16 protein-coding genes are annotated in these 20028 nt (G+C 24.4%); 15 read left to right on the forward strand and 1 reads right to left on the reverse strand.

The genetic code is table 4. The features are described 5' to 3' along the window. Positions 1 to 18: 18 nt before the first annotated feature. The 15 genes from STAIW_RS01720 to STAIW_RS01785 all read left to right on the forward strand — a co-directional run bounded on the left by STAIW_RS01720 (position 19) and on the right by STAIW_RS01785 (position 17576). Positions 19 to 630, forward strand: a complete 612-nt coding sequence (locus STAIW_RS01720) for a hypothetical protein (RefSeq protein ID WP_020834141.1) — start codon at positions 19 to 21, stop codon at positions 628 to 630. A 57-nt stretch (positions 631 to 687) separates the two neighbouring features. After that, positions 688 to 2787, forward strand: coding sequence for a DUF2779 domain-containing protein (locus STAIW_RS01725; RefSeq protein WP_020834142.1), 2100 nt, complete (start codon positions 688 to 690; stop codon positions 2785 to 2787). After that, positions 2777 to 3727 (forward strand): methionyl-tRNA formyltransferase, encoded by a 951-nt coding sequence (gene fmt, locus STAIW_RS01730; protein ID WP_063623131.1) that lies wholly within the window; start codon positions 2777 to 2779, stop codon positions 3725 to 3727. Before STAIW_RS01725 ends, fmt begins: the two co-directional genes overlap by 11 nt. 59 nt (positions 3728 to 3786) lie before the next feature. Continuing rightward, positions 3787 to 4344: an elongation factor P gene (gene efp / locus STAIW_RS01735; protein ID WP_020834144.1), complete on the forward strand. Its 558-nt coding sequence runs from the start codon at positions 3787 to 3789 to the stop codon at positions 4342 to 4344. 23 nt (positions 4345 to 4367) lie between these two features. Further along, positions 4368 to 4658 (forward strand): MMB_0454 family protein, encoded by a 291-nt coding sequence (locus tag STAIW_RS01740; protein WP_020834145.1) that lies wholly within the window; start codon positions 4368 to 4370, stop codon positions 4656 to 4658. Between the two features lie 129 nt (positions 4659 to 4787). Further along, the gene (locus STAIW_RS01745; protein WP_020834146.1) at positions 4788 to 6641 is read left to right on the forward strand and encodes a hypothetical protein; all 1854 of its coding nucleotides are present in this window, start codon (positions 4788 to 4790) and stop codon (positions 6639 to 6641) included. Positions 6642 to 6737: 96 nt separating this feature from the next. Next, a complete protein-coding gene (locus STAIW_RS01750) occupies positions 6738 to 8126 on the forward strand; it encodes a hypothetical protein (protein ID WP_020834147.1) in 1389 nt (462 codons plus the stop codon). A gap of 33 nt (positions 8127 to 8159) precedes the next feature. After that, positions 8160 to 8555, forward strand: coding sequence for a hypothetical protein (locus STAIW_RS01755; protein WP_020834148.1), 396 nt, complete (start codon positions 8160 to 8162; stop codon positions 8553 to 8555). A gap of 177 nt (positions 8556 to 8732) precedes the next feature. Next, the gene (locus tag STAIW_RS06170) at positions 8733 to 8879 is read left to right on the forward strand and encodes a hypothetical protein (RefSeq protein WP_020834149.1); all 147 of its coding nucleotides are present in this window, start codon (positions 8733 to 8735) and stop codon (positions 8877 to 8879) included. A 290-nt stretch (positions 8880 to 9169) separates the two neighbouring features. After that, positions 9170 to 9637, forward strand: a complete 468-nt coding sequence (locus tag STAIW_RS01760; RefSeq protein ID WP_148285964.1) for a hypothetical protein — start codon at positions 9170 to 9172, stop codon at positions 9635 to 9637. 44 nt (positions 9638 to 9681) lie between these two features. Then, positions 9682 to 10971 (forward strand): trigger factor, encoded by a 1290-nt coding sequence (tig, locus tag STAIW_RS01765; RefSeq protein ID WP_020834151.1) that lies wholly within the window; start codon positions 9682 to 9684, stop codon positions 10969 to 10971. Between the two features lie 101 nt (positions 10972 to 11072). Beyond that, complete coding sequence (gene lon, locus STAIW_RS01770) at positions 11073 to 13454, forward strand: endopeptidase La (protein WP_020834152.1); 2382 nt, start codon at positions 11073 to 11075, stop codon at positions 13452 to 13454. Positions 13455 to 13549: 95 nt separating this feature from the next. Then, positions 13550 to 15451: an ABC transporter ATP-binding protein gene (locus STAIW_RS01775; protein WP_020834153.1), complete on the forward strand. Its 1902-nt coding sequence runs from the start codon at positions 13550 to 13552 to the stop codon at positions 15449 to 15451. Positions 15452 to 15507: 56 nt separating this feature from the next. Then, on the forward strand, positions 15508 to 16758 hold the full coding sequence (locus tag STAIW_RS01780) for a replication-associated recombination protein A (protein ID WP_020834154.1): 1251 nt from the start codon (positions 15508 to 15510) through the stop codon (positions 16756 to 16758). A 23-nt stretch (positions 16759 to 16781) separates the two neighbouring features. Further along, a complete protein-coding gene (locus tag STAIW_RS01785) occupies positions 16782 to 17576 on the forward strand; it encodes a hypothetical protein (RefSeq protein WP_020834155.1) in 795 nt (264 codons plus the stop codon). Here STAIW_RS01785 and STAIW_RS01790 read toward each other — a convergent pair. Then, positions 17554 to 19971, reverse strand: coding sequence for a hypothetical protein (locus STAIW_RS01790; protein ID WP_020834156.1), 2418 nt, complete (start codon positions 19969 to 19971; stop codon positions 17554 to 17556). The two genes, STAIW_RS01785 and STAIW_RS01790, sit on opposite strands and share 23 nt — an antisense overlap. Positions 19972 to 20028: the final 57 nt, after the last annotated feature.

The raw sequence follows: 20028 nt of genomic DNA on the forward strand, positions 1-20028 counted from the left end.
AAAAAAGAGGGATACAATATGACATCGATTGTTATTGGAGTAGTAGTTGTTATAGTTTTAATCTTTGTTATTGTTTCATCAATTACAAGTAAAAAAGCTCAAAAAGTTGAACAACAAAAAAGAAAAAAAGTTGTTAAAGAAGAAATAAAAAATTATTTATCAAAATCACAAAATATAAAAAATGTTAAATTAGAATATGAAAAGGTATATGCGAGAAAAGGTGTTGAATATAAGTATAGAGACGTTTTTGATGTTGTTGTTCAAATATTTGAAGCAAAAACCAATAAATTAATTACAACAACTGCATATGAAGTTGAAGGTATTACTACAAAAACTGCAAAAAACAGTTATACTACTGCTTGACAAGTTAATGATGAATTAAATTTGGATGAAACAAAAAAAAGAATTGCTATTGCTGAAAAAAAAATTAAATTAACAAGACAAGAAAAAATTGTTTTGAAAAAAGAAGAAAAAATAAAAGCGTTGGATCACAAAAATCAAGTAAAACAGGAGTTAAAAGTTTTAAAAGAAGAAAAGAAGGAACAAAAAAAGGAAATCAATTCTTCTGTTGAAATTGATAAAGCAATAAAATCAACAACTGTAAAATTTATTCCAAGAAGAAATAAATAATTAAAACATATTTATTAAAATATGTTTTTTGCTTATATTATAAATAGAGGTTATTTTATGAATAAAGAAATGTTAGCTGTTACAAAAGAAGATTTTAAAAGATATTTAACAGAATGTCCAAAAATAGCGTGAATTTTTCATAGTTTTGAAAATTTTCAAAAAACAGTTCAACTAAAAAAACAAAAGAAAATTGAAATACATTATAAAACCCCAACTGATAATGAAGATGATTATAATAGTTCTGCTGGTTTTGAAGTATTTGAATTATATTTTGATTTGTTAAATAAAAATGAAAATGAATTAGATGAAAACCAAATTATTCAGAGAGAAATTCTTAAAAAACAATTGAATGATACTAATGGTTTTGAAATTATAGGAATACCAGCAGAAACTATCGTTGATGGGAATGAAGTGGGTCTTGCAGCAAGAGAGTATTTCATTGAGAAATTATATAAAGAAAACCTAAAAAACAAAACTAATTATAAATATTTTGATTTAAGTAATTTAAATTATGAAGAGTCGATTGAAAAAACTAAGGAATTATTAAAAGATTTAAATTATAAATATTTATTTGAACCAACTTTTGAATTTATGAACTCCAAACTAAAAATTAGATGTGATGTTTTAATAAATCACGGTAATAATAGAATTGAGATTATTGAATTTAAAGCTTCTACTTCTTCAAAAGTTGTTCATTTTTTTGACGTTTTTTATCAAAAAAAAGTATTGGAAAAAAATAATTATATAATTGACGATATAAAAATTGGTTTAATCGAAAAAAATTACCTTAGAGGAGTAGGAATAATTTCAGAAAGAGATCACTTTGAAGTAATAGAAGAAGATATTAGTTTTGAAAATGATATTAAACTTTTTATTGAAAAATTGGTTTTACCAAATTTAGGGGAAAGCGATTTAAATTATAACCAATTAATAAAAATTACAAATCAATTAGAAAATACAGTAACAAAACCAAATTTATTAGACTTAATAAATAAATTTGAGGAAAGTGGATTTGATTTTGATGAAATTATAATAGAAATTTCAAATTCATTTAAGGATGATGAATTTCTATTTAAAAGATATTGCAAAAAATTTCATTTAAAATATAAAGCATCTCAAATTATTGAAGAAACACCTTTTTGTAAAACAACTGTTCCATATTATGATAAAAAAGAATTTAATTTGTATGAATTAACTAGATTTAAAAAAGAAGCTACTATTATAAATAATCTTTTTGAAAAACAACAAGAAATTTATATTAAAAATTTACAGGATTTAGATGATAGTAAATATATATATATGAATAAAAATATATTTGGAGCTGATCAAAAAAGAATTATTAAAGTAGTAAAAAAATATTTGGAAACTGGAATTAATGTTCCTGCAAATTTAATAAAAGAAGAAGGTTATGATAGACTATTAAATTTATTAAAAGATTATTACAAATTTCCAGTTTATATGTATGATTTTGAAACAGTTAAGTGAGCTATTCCAAAGTATGACAATTCATGAAGTTATGAACAAATTCCATTTCAATATTCAATACACGTAATTGAAGATGAAAAATTTGATTTTAATAATTCTGATTTAACTATGAAGCATATGAATTTTATTGCAAACAAACAAGAAGACCCAAGACCTGAATTTCTAGTTAATTTTGTAAGAGATTGTTTTAAGTATGGACCTGGAATTTATGTTGCTTATAATAAATCTTTTGAGAAAATGGTTTTAAAAAATTTAATATTTTTATATCCAGAATTTGAAAAACCATTAAAGTATATTTATCAAAATACAATTGATTTAATGAATTTCTTTAAAAAATCAAAAGATAACTGATTAATATATCATCCTGATTTTCGTGGTTCATATTCTATAAAAAAAACACAACCAGCTTTAGATAATAGATTAAATTATAAAGATCTAAAAATAAATAAGGGAGATAAGGCTAGTCAAACTTTTAGACAATTTTTAGATGAAGTAATTTCTATAGAAGAGTATCAAATAATTTTAAAAGAAGATATGTTAAAATATTGTGATAGAGACACACTTGCTATGGTTGTTGTTTTACAAAAAATAATTGAATTAGTAACTCAGTATGATTGTAATTTTAAAGAGAAAATTGACAGGTTATTAAGGGAGGAGGAAAATGATGTATAAAATTATATATTGTGGAACCCCTGACATTTCTGTAGAAATTCTCAAAGGTCTGGAAAAACTTAATTTAAACATAGTGGGTGTTATAACTCAACCAGATAAAGCAATTGGAAGAAAAAGAGAAGTAATTTTTTCTCCTATAAAACAATATTGTTTATTAAAAGGTTATAAAATTTTTCAACCTAATAAAATTTTAACAATTTTAGATGAATTAAAAAAATTAAATCCTGATTTTTTAGTAACATGTGCCTATGGTCAATTTATACCACAAAATATTTTGGATTTATTTAAAAATGCTATTAATGTTCATGCAAGTTTATTACCTAAATATAGAGGAGGAAGCCCAATTCAATTTGCATTAATAAATGGAGAGAAGAAAACAGGTATTTCTTTAATGAAAATGATAAAAAAAATGGATGCAGGAGAAATATATTTTCAAGATGAAATTGAAATATTTGATGAAGATGATTCAGGAACACTATTTAATAAATTAGCGATTTTTGGAAGAAAAGCTGTTGAAAAATATTTAATAAATATTTTTGAAAAAAAAATTTTGGGAAGTAGTCAAAATGAGGAAAAAGTAACTTTTGCATATAATTTATCAAGTGATCAAGAAAAAATTGATTGATCAAAATCTGCATATGAAATTAATAATTTTATAAGAGCATTAAGTCCTTCTCCAGTTGCATTTTCTTTTTTAGAAAAAGAAAGAATTAAAATCAAAAAAACAAGATTAATTAGTGTGGACGAAAAAATTACAACTTTGGATAAAATTTTTGAACCTGGTGAAATAATTTTTTTAGATAATGAAGGCATAGTTGTATATACAAAAAATGGACTTCTAAAAATACTTGAATTACAAAGAGAAGGCAAAAAAATGGTTAGGGCAGGAACTTTTAATGGACAAAATTCAATTGTAAAAGTTGGCTCAAAATTTAGATAAATTAGAAAAATGTAGAATTTTAGTTATAATTTATTTAGTAACTAATAAGGAGAATAATTATGTCAGTAAATGATTTAAGACCAGGAAGTACATTTCTTTATGAAGGAAATATTTTTGTAGTTTTGGAGAATTCTTTTTCTAAAACAGGAAGACAACAAGGAAAAGTAACAGTTAAAGTTAAAAATTTAAGAACTGGGGCAAGAGTAGAAATTACTTTTACAGGTGGGGAAAAAGTAGATAAAGCATTAATTGAAAAAAAAGATATTCAATATTTATACAATGATGGAACAAATTGTGTGTTAATGAATACGGAGACATACGAACAAGTTGAAATTAGTTCTGCAAAGTTAGAATGAGAATTGAATTTTTTAACTGATGGTGTTATGGTAAAAATGACAGAATATGATGGAGAAATTTTAGGTATTTCAATTCCTGAAAAAATTGAATTAACAATAATTGAAGCTGAACCAGCAGTAAAAGGTGATACAACAAGTGGCGCACAAAAAAAAGCTAAAGTCCAAACTGGCTTTGAAATTACTGTTCCATTATTTATAAAAGAGGGAGAAAAAGTTTTAATTAATACAAATGATGGTAAATATTCAGGTAGAGCAAATTAGTTAAACGAATTGAGGAAAGAAAAATGTATATTTCTATGGAAAGAAATTCTAGAGGCAATCTAGAAATTGAAGAACAAATATTAAATAAAATTATTGAGTTTTATGTTATTAACAATATAAAAGGTTTTGAAAAGATAGAACCTTTAATAACTTTACATCAAGAAAATCATATATTTATTACAATTAAAATTTATGTTAAAAAAAGAGATAAATTAGTAATTGATGAAGTTAAATTAAGTGAAATAATTTCAAATTCAATTGAAAATACTTTAAATTTAAAACCAAAAAATATTGCTTTTGCCTTTATAAAATAAAGGCTTTTTTTTCAAAAAATAAATTTTAAAGTATTTTAAATTTTAAAGTTTTTACTTGGTATAATAACCTTTAAATAATGACTAAAATAGTGTATAATAATTTTGTCTTAAATTAGGAGGAAATTTGGTATGGCAGCACAAAAAAAAGTTAATAATTCCAAAGAAAAATCTAAATCTATAACATTGACAAAACCTGGTACAGAATATGTTTTTCAGAAATTTAGTCCAAAAGCTTTAGCATTAATTAATAAATATAATTTACAAACAGATGATAGTTATAAAAAACTTATTTCATCTTTTGAAAGAATTGAGTCATTACCAAAAGATGATCCAAGAAGACCAAATCTTGTTGAATTATGAGAAGGCGAATTTAATAGAATTTTTAAACATTTTTGAGAAAATTTTTCTTCAGTACAAAGAGTTTCTGAAACAGGAATTGCTGGTTGAAAAGATAGACTAGATGTAAAGCCAATTTCTATGTCTCCAGATCAAAAAAGAAAAGATTTGATGTCGAGATTATCTCCAAATGGAATTTCTGTTAATAGAACTACTAAAGAGCAAATTTTAACAAAGGCTGGTTATCAACAAAATATAAAAACTGATCAATTTAATTTTACTGCAATGCCAAAAACAGGACAAAATATTTTTGAAATTGAAAATATTTTAAGTTCTTCTGATAATAAAGAATTTGGTGAACCAGAAAGTATTCTAAGTAATAATTATGCAGTTTCTAATGGAAATAAAGATATTAATTTATCTCAAGAAGAAATTAATAATATTGATCAATTGGTTTCAAATTTAGAAATTGATGAAGAAACAGAATTAATGACTTCAGAACCAGTAAGAGATCCAGGTCTTTTAGAATTTGTAAGCGATGGAAAAATTGTTAGTTCAAATGAAGAACAAATTACAAATAATGAGAATAAAGAACTAAATAGTTATTCTAAAGAATATATTGTAAATGAAAAAATGAAAAGAGATGAATTTAACAGAACTAATAACATTGAAATTAATGAAGAACAACTTGAAGAAGAAAATTATGCTTTTTTAGAGTTAGGTACTGATTTTTTTCAAGAATATATTGGAACTGAAGGATTACCTGCAAAGGAAATTACAAAAAATGGAAGTCTAAATTTTGAATATACAAAAAAAGATGAGGAAATTAATCCTGAAAAAAGAAATATTTTATCAAAAGAGGGTTTTGAAATAAATATAAATTCAGAAAAAACTGATTTAATGGGAAAACCTGCTTATAGTGTTCAGAATGGAAAAGTTGGAAGTAAGCCATTCCATGAAATTCACCCAATTGGTTACTACCCAATGAATTATGAAGCATCAAAAAGACCATCAATGCAAGATTTAATGTTATCTAATAAAAGAGAAGGTAACTCATTAGATGAAATGTCTCAAAAAATTGAATTTTTAAGAGAATTAAGAAATGAAAGACGTCATAGAATTAATATGATGAAGATTGAGCGTGCAAACAGTTATATTCTTGCACGAGCAAGAAGACTTGCAGAAAACCGTGAACTTAGAAGAATTAAAAGACGCGAAGATTTAAATTTAAAATCAATTGAAAAAGCAGAAAGAATGCGAAGATTGCAAGAGCGTCAAAAATTAATTGAGTTAATGAAAGAACGTCAATTAAAAAGAACTGAGGAAAAACGAGTTGCTACAGTTTTACGTTTAGAACGTGAAAGACGTATGGAGAGAGACGCAAAATATAGATCTGAAATAGCTCTAATTGATTCACAAATTAAACATGAACAGGAAATGATTAAGCGAACTGAATTAAAAATGAAAGCCTATTTTACAAGAGTGCATGATGATCAACTATTTGATGAATCTTTAAAAATTGCTAAAGATATTAATGAATTTAAATCATTAGAAGAAAAAGCAAATATTTTAAAATCAATTGAAGAACAAAAAAGAGCAGATAAAATTGAGAAGATTAGCAGAAAGTTTATTAAAAATATCAAATAGCATAAAGTGGGCAAGAAAATTAATATCAACTTGCCCACTTTTTTAAAAATTAAGGAAAAAATATATTTTTATGGATGAGAAGTAGGAGAATGAAATATGGCAAAAAAAATTGAAAAAAAGTCTGATATGGATTTTACTTTAATTTCAAATAAAACAAAACAACGAATTAGAGGTTTAATTGAAAAAAGATTAACCCCAAAAACAATTATTTTATTTGCTCAAGAATATGAATCATATGAAAAAGCAGTTAGAGAAGAATTAATTAAATATATTGAATTTCTTCTAAAACAAGAAGAGGAAAATTTTATTAGAGAATCTTCTTCCTATTGACAGGATCCACGCTTACAAATTATTCAGGAGAGAAAAAAAATAGAATTTACAGAAAAACAACAAAATATTAAAAAGATTCAAGATTATTTAATTTCAACAAATATAAAAAAATTTGTTGCACCACTTCCAATTAAAAATAATGAAATTAAAAAAATTGAAGTTACTCCTATTTTTAAAAGATATGAGATAGCTAACAAAATTAGTGAACAAAATAAAAAAACAAGTGATGCACCTTCAAAAGTAAATAATACTACGATTCCTACTGTGAAAAAAAATAATACAAAAGTCAAAAATAAACAAGTTAATCTGAAAAATATATCAGCAACTTCCTTAAAATCATCTTCTGTAGAACCTAAAAAAATTACAAAATCAAAACCAACTATTATAGATAATAATAAAAATAGTAAAATTGATTTTCTTTTAAAAGAGGCTCAACAAAGAGAAGCAGAAGAGATTAGAATAAAAAAAGAACAAGAAGAAAAAAATAAGCAAGCAGAAGAACAAAAAAATAAAGAGATATTGGAGCAGAATGCAATCAGGGAAAAACTTTTAAAGGAAAAACAGGAAAGTGCTAAATTAGCAAAACAAAAAAAACTTGTAAAAAAAGTAAATTCTGAAAATATAATTAAGCTTGAAAAACAAAAAAAACCAGAAATTATTATAAAACCTGTTAAATCAAAATACGAGCAAAAATTATTGGCTTCATCCTTTAAAGAATCAAATAGTCAAGGAAGAAATTATTTAAAAGAACAAGAAGAAAAAGAAAAATTATGAAAAGAACTATATGGTAAAACTAGAGAGGAAACATTAAAAGAAAGAAAAGATTCAAATATTAATATAGTTAATGAACTAAAAACTTCAAAAAAACTAGTAAATTTTGATACCGAGGAATTAACAGAATTTAAGGTTTTAAATAATACTTTTTTAATTGAAGAATACATTGATCCTAAAAGTAAATATTTTAATTTTTGAAAAAAAATGAGAAAAAAATATAAAATGTCTAATATAACTGTTTGATTAAGTTTAAATGGAAAAAAACATAAGAAAATTTTAAAAAAGAGATTAAAATTAGAAAAAAAATTAGGTAAGAAAAACATTGCCTTAAAGTCATCAAATAATACAAAAAGTGCAAGTTCACAATCTTTTAAAAAGTAAAATTTAGTTAGTAAATAAAAAGGGTAAAAAAATTTGGGTGAATGAGAAAAAATAATTTTATTAATTACATTTTTTGTATTTATTTTAATAAGCATATTATTTACAATATTAAAAGTATTTTTTTCTAAAAAGAATAAGAAAACAGTTAAACAAATTACTGAAAAAAATTATTTTATAAATGAATCACATAAAAATGAAAAATGATGAGTTTTTACAAGTGGCTTTTTCGAAAAAAAATGATTTAAAAGTCAAAATCATATTTTTAAAATTAAATATTTTAATTATAGTGAAAATTTTTCTAAGGGTTTTTTAAACTCAAGTTTTATAGAAACAAAAAAAATTTTGAAAAAATTTATTAATAGAAAAGAAATTAAAAATCTAATTCAAGACTTAAAAATTTATATAAATTGTTTGGAAAATATTTGATAAAAAAAATATAAACCTATTTTAAGAAAAATATTTTTAGAAATTTGTTAATTATCAGATTTATCGCAAAAAATTTTTTATAAAAATTACTTTAATTTTCTTTTTGAATTAAGATTTTTATTAAAAAAAGAACTTTGCAACTCTATAATTCAAAATGTAATTTTTACTTGATTTAAAAAAATGAATATTGACAACTTAAATTTTATTTTAAATTCTAATTTAAGAGAAAATATAATTGAATCATTCAAAAATGTTAGTGATAGTGCAGAAATACTTTTAGATGACCTTTGATTTAAAATAAGTAATTATAAATTTAATAGTAAATAGAAGTTGATTTTTTATATATTCAACTTTTTTTGTTAATAGATTCAATAAATAAAAGAATTTTATTAATTATTTAATATAAAATAATTAAGTTATATATAAAATATAATGTAAAGGTACAAAAAATGAAGTGTTGTAAATATATAGAATTAAATGAAAATTCCTGTTCTTGTTCAATTTTTACTAATATTTGTAAGAAGAAAATTGAATGTTGATGTTGTTTTATTGATTGATGAAAAGCACTAAATAATGATGGTTTTTCAGAAATTAATTTATTAGAAATTTCTAAGAATATGTCAAAAAATAAATATTTTCCAAAAACTTTTAGAAAAGGGTTAATTGAATTTTTAGAAAATATTGAAAATTATAAAAAACAAATTGCTGATTTAGAGAATAATTTTAAATTTTCAAATAAGGATTTTAATAATAATCCAGAAATAATTTATAATTCAATTGAAATTTCATTAATAGCAAAATTACTTTCTTTTGTTAATATTTTAGATTTATATATTGAAATTTGTAATTTATTTTTGGAAATAATGTATTTTGAAATAGTTAATCTAACTTATACAAATTTATTTAATTTTTTAGAAAATATTGATAATACAATTCCATATTTAGTTAAAATATTTTTAGGATTATCAAAAAAAATTAAAAATTCGATAGAATTTTCAACTTTAATGAATAAAATGATTAGTTTTGACAATAATTTAGTAAAATTAAGTGAGGAGTTAAACATTAAAATAGTTAATTATAAATAATTAATTTGTTATAATTAAAATTGTTATTTAAAAAGGAGAAATTTATGAAATTTAGTGCAAAAAAAATTACAGAAAAAGGTCAAGGAGTTTGAATTGTAACAATTGATGGTGAAGAATGAATAAATGCAGTTAAAAAAGGAAAAAATAAAGCTGCTTCAAATATTGAGATACCAGGTTTCAGAAAAGGAAAAGCTCCAAAAGATAAAATTGAGAAATACTTAACTCCAGTAAAATATTTAAATGCAGCAGTTCAATCTGTTATTGAACAAGCATGACAATTTGCAAGAGAACAAAAGTCTGATATTGAACCATTTAATTCACCTGTTCCAACCCCAACAAAAATTAATGAAAAATCATGTGAATTGCAATTTATTTTTGATTTAAAACCTGAAATAAAAATTGGAGATTACAAAGGTTTAAAAAATAAAGATTTGGTTAAAGAAGAAATTAAAGCAACAAGTGAAGAAATTAATAAAGCAATTGATCAATATAGAAATAGATTTGTAATGGAAAAAGAAAAACCAAATGGTTCAAAAATTGAAAAAGGTGATGTTGTAATTCTTGATTTCGAAGGTTTCATTGATGGAGTTGCTTTCAAAGGTGGGAAAGAACTTGATTTTAAATTAGTTATTGGTAGTGGACAAATGATACCTGGTTTTGAAGATTCAATGATTGGTAAAAAAGTAGGAGAAACATTTATTCAAGCAACTTTTCCTGAAGATTATATTAAGGAATTATCTGGTAAAACAGCTGAATTTAAATTAAATATAAAAGAAATTAAGGAAAGAATTTTACCAAATAAGGATGATGAATTGGTTAAAGACCTAAATTTACCGGGAATTAAAACTTTTAAAGAACTTGAAAAAAGTGTTAAAACACAAATTATAGATCAAAAATCTATTCAATTGAAAAATGAATTTGTAAATAAAGTTATTGATTTGATAAGAGAAAAATCTGTAATTGAAATTCCTCAATCAGCAATAAATAAAGAGATTGAAAATTTATACAAAGAATTTGAAGCAAAAGTTCAAAGTCAAAAAATTACTATGAAAGAATACAAAAAACAAACTGGTATGACAGATGAAGCAATAAGACTAGAATTATTTGATGATGCAAAAAAACGTATTGAAAGTTATTTAATTACAGATAAAGTTAGAAATACTGAAAAATTTGAAGTTTCAAAAGAAGAGTTAGAAGAAAAATATTTAAAATTAGCTAAGTCATTTGGTGTTGAACCCGATTATATAAGAAATTCTTTATTACCTGAAGCAAATATAAAAGAAGAGATAATAAGAGAAAAGATTATAGATTTTTTATATGTAAATAATGGATAAAATACAAAAATAATTGTATTTTTTTTATTTTTTTAGCACTTATACCTTGCAAGTGCTAAAAAATATGTTATGATAATTTTGTACCAAAGGAGGATTAAAAAATGAATACTAAAAGATTGCCAATGTTAGTTACACGAGGTAGTTATATTTATCCAACATTTGAACAAGTTCTTGAAATTGGAAGAGATAAAACTACTGTTGCTGTAAAAGAAGCAGTTGAAAAATATAAAGGAAATATTTTAATTATTTCTCAAAAAAAACCGCTAGAAGATGAACCAAAAATTGATGAATTATTTTTATTTGGTGTTCTAGCAGAAGTTAAAATAAAAAAAGAGTGAAAAGATGGTACATTAACTGTAAATATAAAATCACTTACACGTGCTGAAATTAAAAATGTCGAATTAGGTGATTTTTATTCAGCAGAATATATAGAAAAAGAAAATCTTAAAACAAATGATAAAGAAGCATTAACTAAAATTACAAAATATATTAAAGCAATGATTTCATCACAAGATGAATTTCCCTCAGAAATTGATGAAATTATAAAATCTGCATCAGTTGATGCTGACCCTAATTTTATTGTTGATAGTGCAGCACATTTAATGCCGTTTATGCCTATTGATAAAAAACAATTAATTTTAGAAGAATTAGACCCTGTTAAAAGAATTGAGATAATAAATGAATTTTTAGATGAAAAACGCCAATCAGCTGATATCGAATCATCAATTAGCAAGAAAATTAAATCAAAAGTTGATGAACAACAAAGAGAGTTTTATTTAAGAGAAAAACTAAAGGCTATTAAAGAAGAATTAGGTGACATGGATGGTGAAGGAGATGATCTTAAAAAATATAGAACTCGTCTTGAAAATGAACCCTTTCCAGAAAATATCAAAAAAAGAATTTTGCAAGAAATTGATAAATGTGAAGCTCTTCCTGCAGCATCTTCTGAAGCAAATATTATAAGAACTTATATTGATTGAATGATGCAAACACCATGATGGCAGGCAACAGAAGAAAAAACTAATTTAAAATTTGCAAAAGAAATTTTAGATAAACATCATTATGGATTAGAAAAAGTTAAAGAAAGAATTATTGAATATCTTGCTGTAAAACAAAATACAAACAAAGTTAAAGGTCAAATAATTACTTTAGTTGGTCCTCCAGGAGTAGGAAAAACAAGTCTTGGTAAATCAATTGCAGAAGCAATGGGAAGAGAATTTGTAAAAATGGCTCTTGGTGGAATTAAAGATGAATCTGAAATAAGAGGTCATAGAAAAACTTATATTGGAGCTATGCCAGGTAGAGTTATTCAAGGAATGAAAAGAGCTGGTGTAAAAAACCCTGTTTTCTTACTAGATGAAATTGATAAAATGGCAAGTGATTATAGAGGAGATCCAGCTTCTGCAATGTTAGAAGTTTTGGATCCAGAACAAAATTCAAAATTTTCTGATCATTATTTAGAAGAAGAATATGATTTAAGTGATGTTGTTTTTATTGCAACAGCAAACTATCCAGAAAATATTCCAGAAGCTTTATATGATAGAATGGAAATTATTGAATTATCAAGTTATACTGAAATTGAAAAAATGAAAATTGCAGAAGAGTATTTAGTTCCAAAAGTTTTAAGTGATCATGCGGTTTCAAAAGAACAAGTTACTTTTACAAAAGAAGGAATAAGTGAAATAATTAAACACTATACTCGTGAAGCTGGTGTTAGGCAATTAGAAAGATGAATAGCATCAATTGTAAGAAAATTTGTTGTTAAAATGCTTAACAAAGAAATTGAAAAATTAAAAGTAACTCCAGAAGTTGTAAATGAATTATTGAGAAAACGTATTTTTGAACATACAGAAAAAGAACAAGAAGCACAAGTTGGTGTTGTGACTGGACTAGCGTATACACAATTTGGTGGAGATATTCTACCTATTGAAGTAAACCATTTCCCAGGAAAAGGTGGATTAATCTTAACTGGAAAATTGGGTGATGTAATGAAAGAATCTGCAACAATTGCATATGATTTTGTAAAATCAAATTATAAAGTATTTAATATTCCAAAAGAGGTTTTTGTGGAAAATGATGTTCATATTCATGTTCCTGAAGGAGCAGTTCCAAAAGATGGACCAAGTGCAGGAATTACAATTACAACAGCAATTGTTTCTGCTTTAACAAATAGACCAGTTCCAAAAGAAATTGGAATGACAGGTGAAATTACATTAAGAGGATTGGTATTTCCAATTGGGGGTTTAAGAGAGAAATCAATTTCTGCACATAGAAGTGGTTTGAAAAAAATCTTAATACCTTATAAAAATCAAAAAGATATTGATGATATTCCTGAAGAAGTTAGAAAAGATCTTGAAATAATTCCTGTTCAAAAATATTCAGAAGTATTTGAAAATGTTTTCGATTCAAAATTAGATGAATTAATTAGAGAATTGCCTATTTCAAATTTAAAAGATTCAGAAACAGAATTAAAATCAATTTAACTTAAAAAACAATCATTTTAAAAAAATGATTGTTTTTTATACTTTTAGCATTTAATATGCTAATATTAATTTTAAATGAAAAGGAAGTGAAAATAATGATTGAAACAGTAAGCGGAGGAATGAATCCTATTAATGATGCAGCAACACATAATTCAAGTGATTTAGCTAAAAAAAATACATTTGATGCTGATAAAAAAATTTATGAGTATATTAAAAAGCGTAAAAAATTAAGCTTTTGAAAAATTGTCTCTACATATGGTTTAAAATATAAATCTCTTTTTATATCTGTTATATTTGTAGTTTTAATTACAGCTGTATTAATAAGTGCAAATTCGCTTCTTATTAATATGACTTTGAAACAAGCAATTTTTGATTATACTCCACAATCACAACAAGATCCTTCATATGATTATGGTTTACCTTGGTGGGGTTGACTTGCAATAACAGGAGCTGATTTAGTAATTTTATATACTTGTACATTTTTTAGAAACTTTTTATCAATTATGTTAGCAGTTAGAATTGAAGTAGAATTAAGAAATTTAACTATAAAAAGGTTATTAGAACAAGATATTTCTTATTATTCTGATAAAAAAATTGGTAAATTAATGACAAAACTTGTTGGAGATACCAATGTTGTTGGAAATGAAATAGCAGGATTACTTTCAATGGTTGTTCAAGCTCCTTTGGTAATAATTTTTGGAACAGTTGTTTTATTTACAATTGACATTCCTTTAGCAGGAGTTGCTTCTGCTTCTGTTTATTTACTTGCATTATTTGTAGTATTATTAGCTTTAAGTTATCAAAAAAAAGTTACTGTTGTTAGAGAAGTTATATCAGATATTAATGGTGATGTAATTGATAGAATTTCATCAATTAAATTGGTTAAATCAAGTTCAACAAGAGTTTATGAAGAAGAGAGAATTGAACAAATTCATAAACCTTATATAAAAGTTTTTAAACCAATTTCAAAAATTGATGGGGAATTACTTGCTATTTTAATTGCATCAGATGTGATAATTAATTTATTAGTAATTGTTTCTGCAGTTTTAATATATGGAACTAGTAACCCAGAAAACTTTATTATTTTGATTACACCAATATCAACTGCACTTGTAAGTTTAACAAGACCTTTATGACAAATTGCAGCAATTATTCCTGGACTTTCAAGAGCAGGAGCATCATCACAAAAAATATATGAAGTAATTTGTGATGACCCTATTCTTTCAGATAATGAACAAAATGGAACTTTATTTGATGAAAATATTTATAAACTTGAATTTAGAGGCGTTAAATTTAATTATCCAGAAAAACCTGAAATTAATATTGTTCCAAATTTAGATTTAGTTTTAGAAAAGGGAAAAAGTTATGCATTTGTTGGAGAAACTGGTAGTGGGAAATCAACAATTTCAAAATTATTACTAAGATTTTATGACCCAACAGAAGGTTCAGTTTTGGTAAACGATAAAAATTTAAAAGAATTTAATTTAAGAAGTTATTTAACTCATGTAGGATATGTTGAGCAAGAACCATCAATTATTTTTGGAGATGTTTATGATAATGTAAAATATGGTTATTTCCAAGCAACTGATGAAGAAGTTCATGAAGCTTGCAAAAAGGCTCAAATTGATAAAATAATTATGAGTTGACCACAAGGTTATAATACAATTTTGGGTGAAAGAGGACTATTACTAAGTGGTGGTCAAAAACAGCGTTTAGTTATTGCAAGAATTCTTTTAAAAAACCCTGAATTATTAGTGCTTGATGAAGCAACAAGTGCACTTGATAATATTGTTGAAAGAGAAATTCAAAGTCAATTAAATGAACTTATGAAAGATAAGACATCAGTTATTATTGCACATAGATTAACAACAATTAAACATGTTGATCAGATTTTTGTCTTAGAACCTGGAAAAGGAATAGTTCAATCAGGGACATATGAAGAACTTATAAAAATTCCTGGTAAGTTTAAAGATTTACATGATGCAGCTGTTGCATAGAAAACTAACTTATTGTTAGTTTTTTTTTATGTTATGATTCAAATAGGAGAGATAATATGAAACAAGCTTTAAGTTTTCTATTAAGACCTAAAACTATAAATGATATTATTGGTCAATCTCATTTAATTAATCAAAAATATGGTTTAGTGTCTAAAATGATAAAAAATAATTTTCTAACTAATTTAATTTTTTATGGGCCACCCGGTATTGGAAAAACATCAATGGCAATTAGTTTAGCAAATGATTTAAATTTTAAACATAAATTTTTTAATGCCTCAAAGGATAAAAAGGAAAAATTGCAATCAATTATTAACTTATCAAATCATGAAGAGCAATTAATTTTAATTATTGATGAAATTCACAGAATGAATAGAAATATTCAAGATTATTTACTTGAATTTATTGAGTCTAGAAAAGTAATTGTTTTTTTAACAACTACTGAAAATCCATATTTTGTAATTAATCCAGCAATAAGAAGTAGATGTAATATTTTAAAATTAAAGGAAATCACAAATCAAGAAATGGAGAAAGGAATTAATAGAGTTTTGCAAAATCATAATATAAACTTAGATATTGAAAAAGATGCATATCAAATGATGTGTAGTTTTGCAAATGGAGATTTAAGAATAGCATTAAATTCTGTTGAATTATTAGTAAATTTATATAAAGATCAAAAAATAAATAAGGAAATAATTTTTTCTATTTTTGATGAAGCAAGTTATAAAGGTACTGGAGAAGGAGATGAGTATCATGATTTAAAATCTGCTCTTCAAAAATCAATTAGAGGAAGTGATGTTGATGCATCACTTCATTATTGAGCAAGATTAATGCAAATAGGAGATTTTGAAACTCTTATGAGAAGAATGGTAATTATGGCCTATGAAGATATTGGTTTGGCAAATCCAACAATTCCAATAAGAGTATTTCAAGCTTGCCAAGTTTTTAGACAAATTGGAATGCCAGAGGGAAGAATTATACTTGGTTTAGCCATTGTTGAAATGGCTTTAAGTGAGAAATCAAATTCTGCATATCTTGCAATAGAAAAAGTTTTAGAAGAAGTAAAAAATGGAATTACTCCTCCAATTCCTGCGCATTTAAGAGATACACATTACAAATCTGCTTCAAAGTTTGGCTCTGGAATTGGATATAAATACCCTCATGATTATAAAAATGATTGAGTTGAACAACAATACTTACCTCTTGAAATAAAAAATAATAATTATTTTTTATTTAAACCTCATAGTAGTTATGAAAAAAAATTAATGGAAATATACATAAAATTTACAAATAAAAATAATATAAAATAATAATTATTAGAAAGGTAAAATATATGAAATCAAGCATTCAAATAAAAAAAGATTTAGCAAGTCAAGGATATATTTGAACTCCAAATTATAAAGATATTCTTGAAAAGGTATGAGCACATACAGAAACATATTTTGATGACGATGAAAAGGTATTATCAGCACTTTGGGCTTCATTTAAGAGATATGATGAACAAATGGTTGGAGTAGTTTTTATTACATCAAAAAGAACCTTTACTTTAGAAGTTGTAGATAATAACATAAATTCTCAAATAAGATATTTACCTTTTGATTCATATTCACTTCAAAAAATTCAACTTCAATTATCTAAAACAGATAATGCTTTAAGTTATGTTTCGCTTCAAAATGATAGTTTTGGAAATGGAATAACTTTTGGAACTCCAAATAAAAAAGTAGCACAACATTTTGTTGATACACTTAGAAGTAAAACTAATGGAAAAATTGAAATTCTTCCAGAAAGTGATAATCCACTTTTAGCAGAAAATGAAAAAGAGCAATTAATTGATGAAGATTTAAATAAAGCTAAACAAGTTGTTCCTCATAAGTTTGAAGAAAAACATGAAGAAATTAAACCTATGAAAGAACACGATGGTTGAAGAAAAGCACCTGTTGAAAATAAAGACAAAGAAGTAGAAATAAAAATTGTGCCTCCAAAGAAACCCTTAAAAGATAAAAAAATAAAAGCAACTGGTTATGCAAAAAATTGAAAATCAAAAATGTGACTTTTGTGATTTATTTTGCCAATAAGTTTAATTTCTATTACTTTAGCATTAATTTTTATTTTCTATCAATTGAAATAATTTTTCAATTTAATTCATTTTCTTCCAATTTTAGCTTAATTTGATAATTAAATTTTGTTTTTGAAATTGGGTCTATAAAAGTTGTAGTATAAGTAATTCCTGCCTCACTTGTAGAACTTTCAATTCCATAATAATTTTCAATATTATTTTTAAAATTTTCTTCTTTAATAAATGGTTTAAATAAGTTATTTGCAACTTCATTTTTAATTTCTGTTGTTTCTTTAAAACCATTTAAAATTTCATCAGTTAAATTTTTAACAATTTTCTGATCAAAAATTATATTTAAACCATTTAATAAAGAGTCCTCTCTAAATTTTGTTTCAGAAGAACCATTTGTTTTATATTTAACACCAATTGCTTGCATTCCTGCTTTTATTCCTTTTAGTTCAAAATCAATTTCATCATTTAATGGATCTTGTTGAACTTTAAGACCTTGATTAAGGGAAGCATAAATTAAAGCTTCTAAAGAACTATAATTTTTATCATTACCATTTCAAGGTTCACCGTTTACTAATAATTTAAATTTTCTATTATATAGAGAATTAGCAGTTTGCTTTAATCCAGATGCCAGTGTTTCAATTTCTGATTCAGTTACTCTATTATTTTTATTTTTAACAACATAAGAATTTGTATTAATTAAAAGTCAATTTATTAATTCAGAAATATTCATTTCGTCATAAATTTTACTACTAAATAATGAATATAAAGATAAATTACTTAAGTTTCCTAAGTTTGGAAGTAAGCTTCCAAGTAGTTCACCAAGAACATGTGTGTCTTTATCTCATATGCCACTAAATGCATTTTTTAAATCATTTGCAACAGCATCTGATAGTGAAATAGGAATATCAATACTCACTAACTTAGTTATTTCTTTTAATAATGAGGGTAGACCACTTAAATTTTTATTTTCTGAAATTCCATCAAGCAATGCAGATTTTAAAATCATACCTAATTGCTTGGGTCCGATATTTAAAAATTCAATATTTTGTCACTTTGCGATTCCAAACCCCAATCCAAAAATTAATGGACTTAATCCTTCTCAACTTGTTTTATCTCCAGCAAATAAAATTGACAATATTGAACCTAAATCTCATCCATTATTTGGTTCAATTATTTCAGTAATTTCTCCCCCTGAATAGAATAATAATGAAATCAATTTTTCCAATTGAAATCCTTTTTCATTATTACTAATTGAAGTTGCAGTAAAAATATTTTTTATTGTTTGTTTACTATCAAGTTTTTCATAATCTGTTGTTCTTAATTTTTTTAAAAATTCACTATTATTTTGGGTTTCATTAAATAAATTCTGACTACTTGTTGGTACAAAAGAATTAAAGTCAACTGATGATATCATTTGTAATAATCCAAAAACAATATATAAAATATCAAAAATACTTGGTAAAATACTTGATACAGAAATATTATTTAAATTTTTTAAAAATTCTCCACTTGTAGTACCTATTTTTTTTGAAAATTCTAAGTCTGGTGTTTTATATAAATCTGATTCAATTTGATCAGTTTTGTTTGCAAGTCTTGCAAAAACATTATTTAATCTAACAATTACAGAATTTGTTATATCTCCATAAGTTAAATTTTCTTTTTTATCCATTGTTAAAATTGAATTTCCCAAGTTATCTACTAAAGAATATAGGGAATTAGAATCAATTGCTTTAAAAAAGTTCACAATACCCTCAATTATTGTTGAAAAATTGAATTCTTTAATTGCATTTATAAAATTTACATTTAATAAATTTGCAATTAAACTATAAACTACATTGCTATCTGAAAGATTTGCTATTGTTTGTGAAAACATATAAGCATTATCTTCTAATACTTTTGCGATTGGTTCAAGAGAATCAGGATTTAAGCTATTTGCTAAATCATTACTTGCAATTAAAGGTAATGCTCCTTCAATTGTTCCAACAAGACTTGAATTAATTCCCCCACTTGATTTAATTGTACTTATTCCCAAAGTTAATAATCCACCAATTGAGTCCAAAGGTCCATTTGGAGATTTTACACTATCTGTCAAAAATTGTTTTTCATTTCAAGTATTAATTGTTGCTCTATCCAATTGTTGCCCTGGAAAATATGAATTTTTCAATGATTCCATAGTTGTTTGTGGACTTGTCTTAAAGTCTTTCATTAAATTTAAAGCATTATTTCCTAAAATCATTGAACTTAAATAATCATTATCTAGTGCTAAACCTCTATTTAAATCTTGAGTTGCATTTTGAATTATTGCGCCTCTTAAAAGAGTACTTGAAATATTTACTAAGTTTAAAACTTTATTTTTTACATATTGTTTTGTATTATTAACTAAGCTACAAGAAGCAACAGATGTTGTTGATGCTGCAATTGCAATCACTCCTAGTGCTGATAAAAGTTTTTTCATTTTTCCCGACTTTCTCCTTTATTTATAAAATAAGTATAAAATAATAGATAAATAATT

Origin of the sequence: Spiroplasma taiwanense CT-1, from assembly GCF_000439435.1 — a bacterium.
GTDB classification, from domain to species: Bacteria; Bacillota_I; Bacilli_A; order Mycoplasmatales; family Mycoplasmataceae; genus Spiroplasma_A; species Spiroplasma_A taiwanense.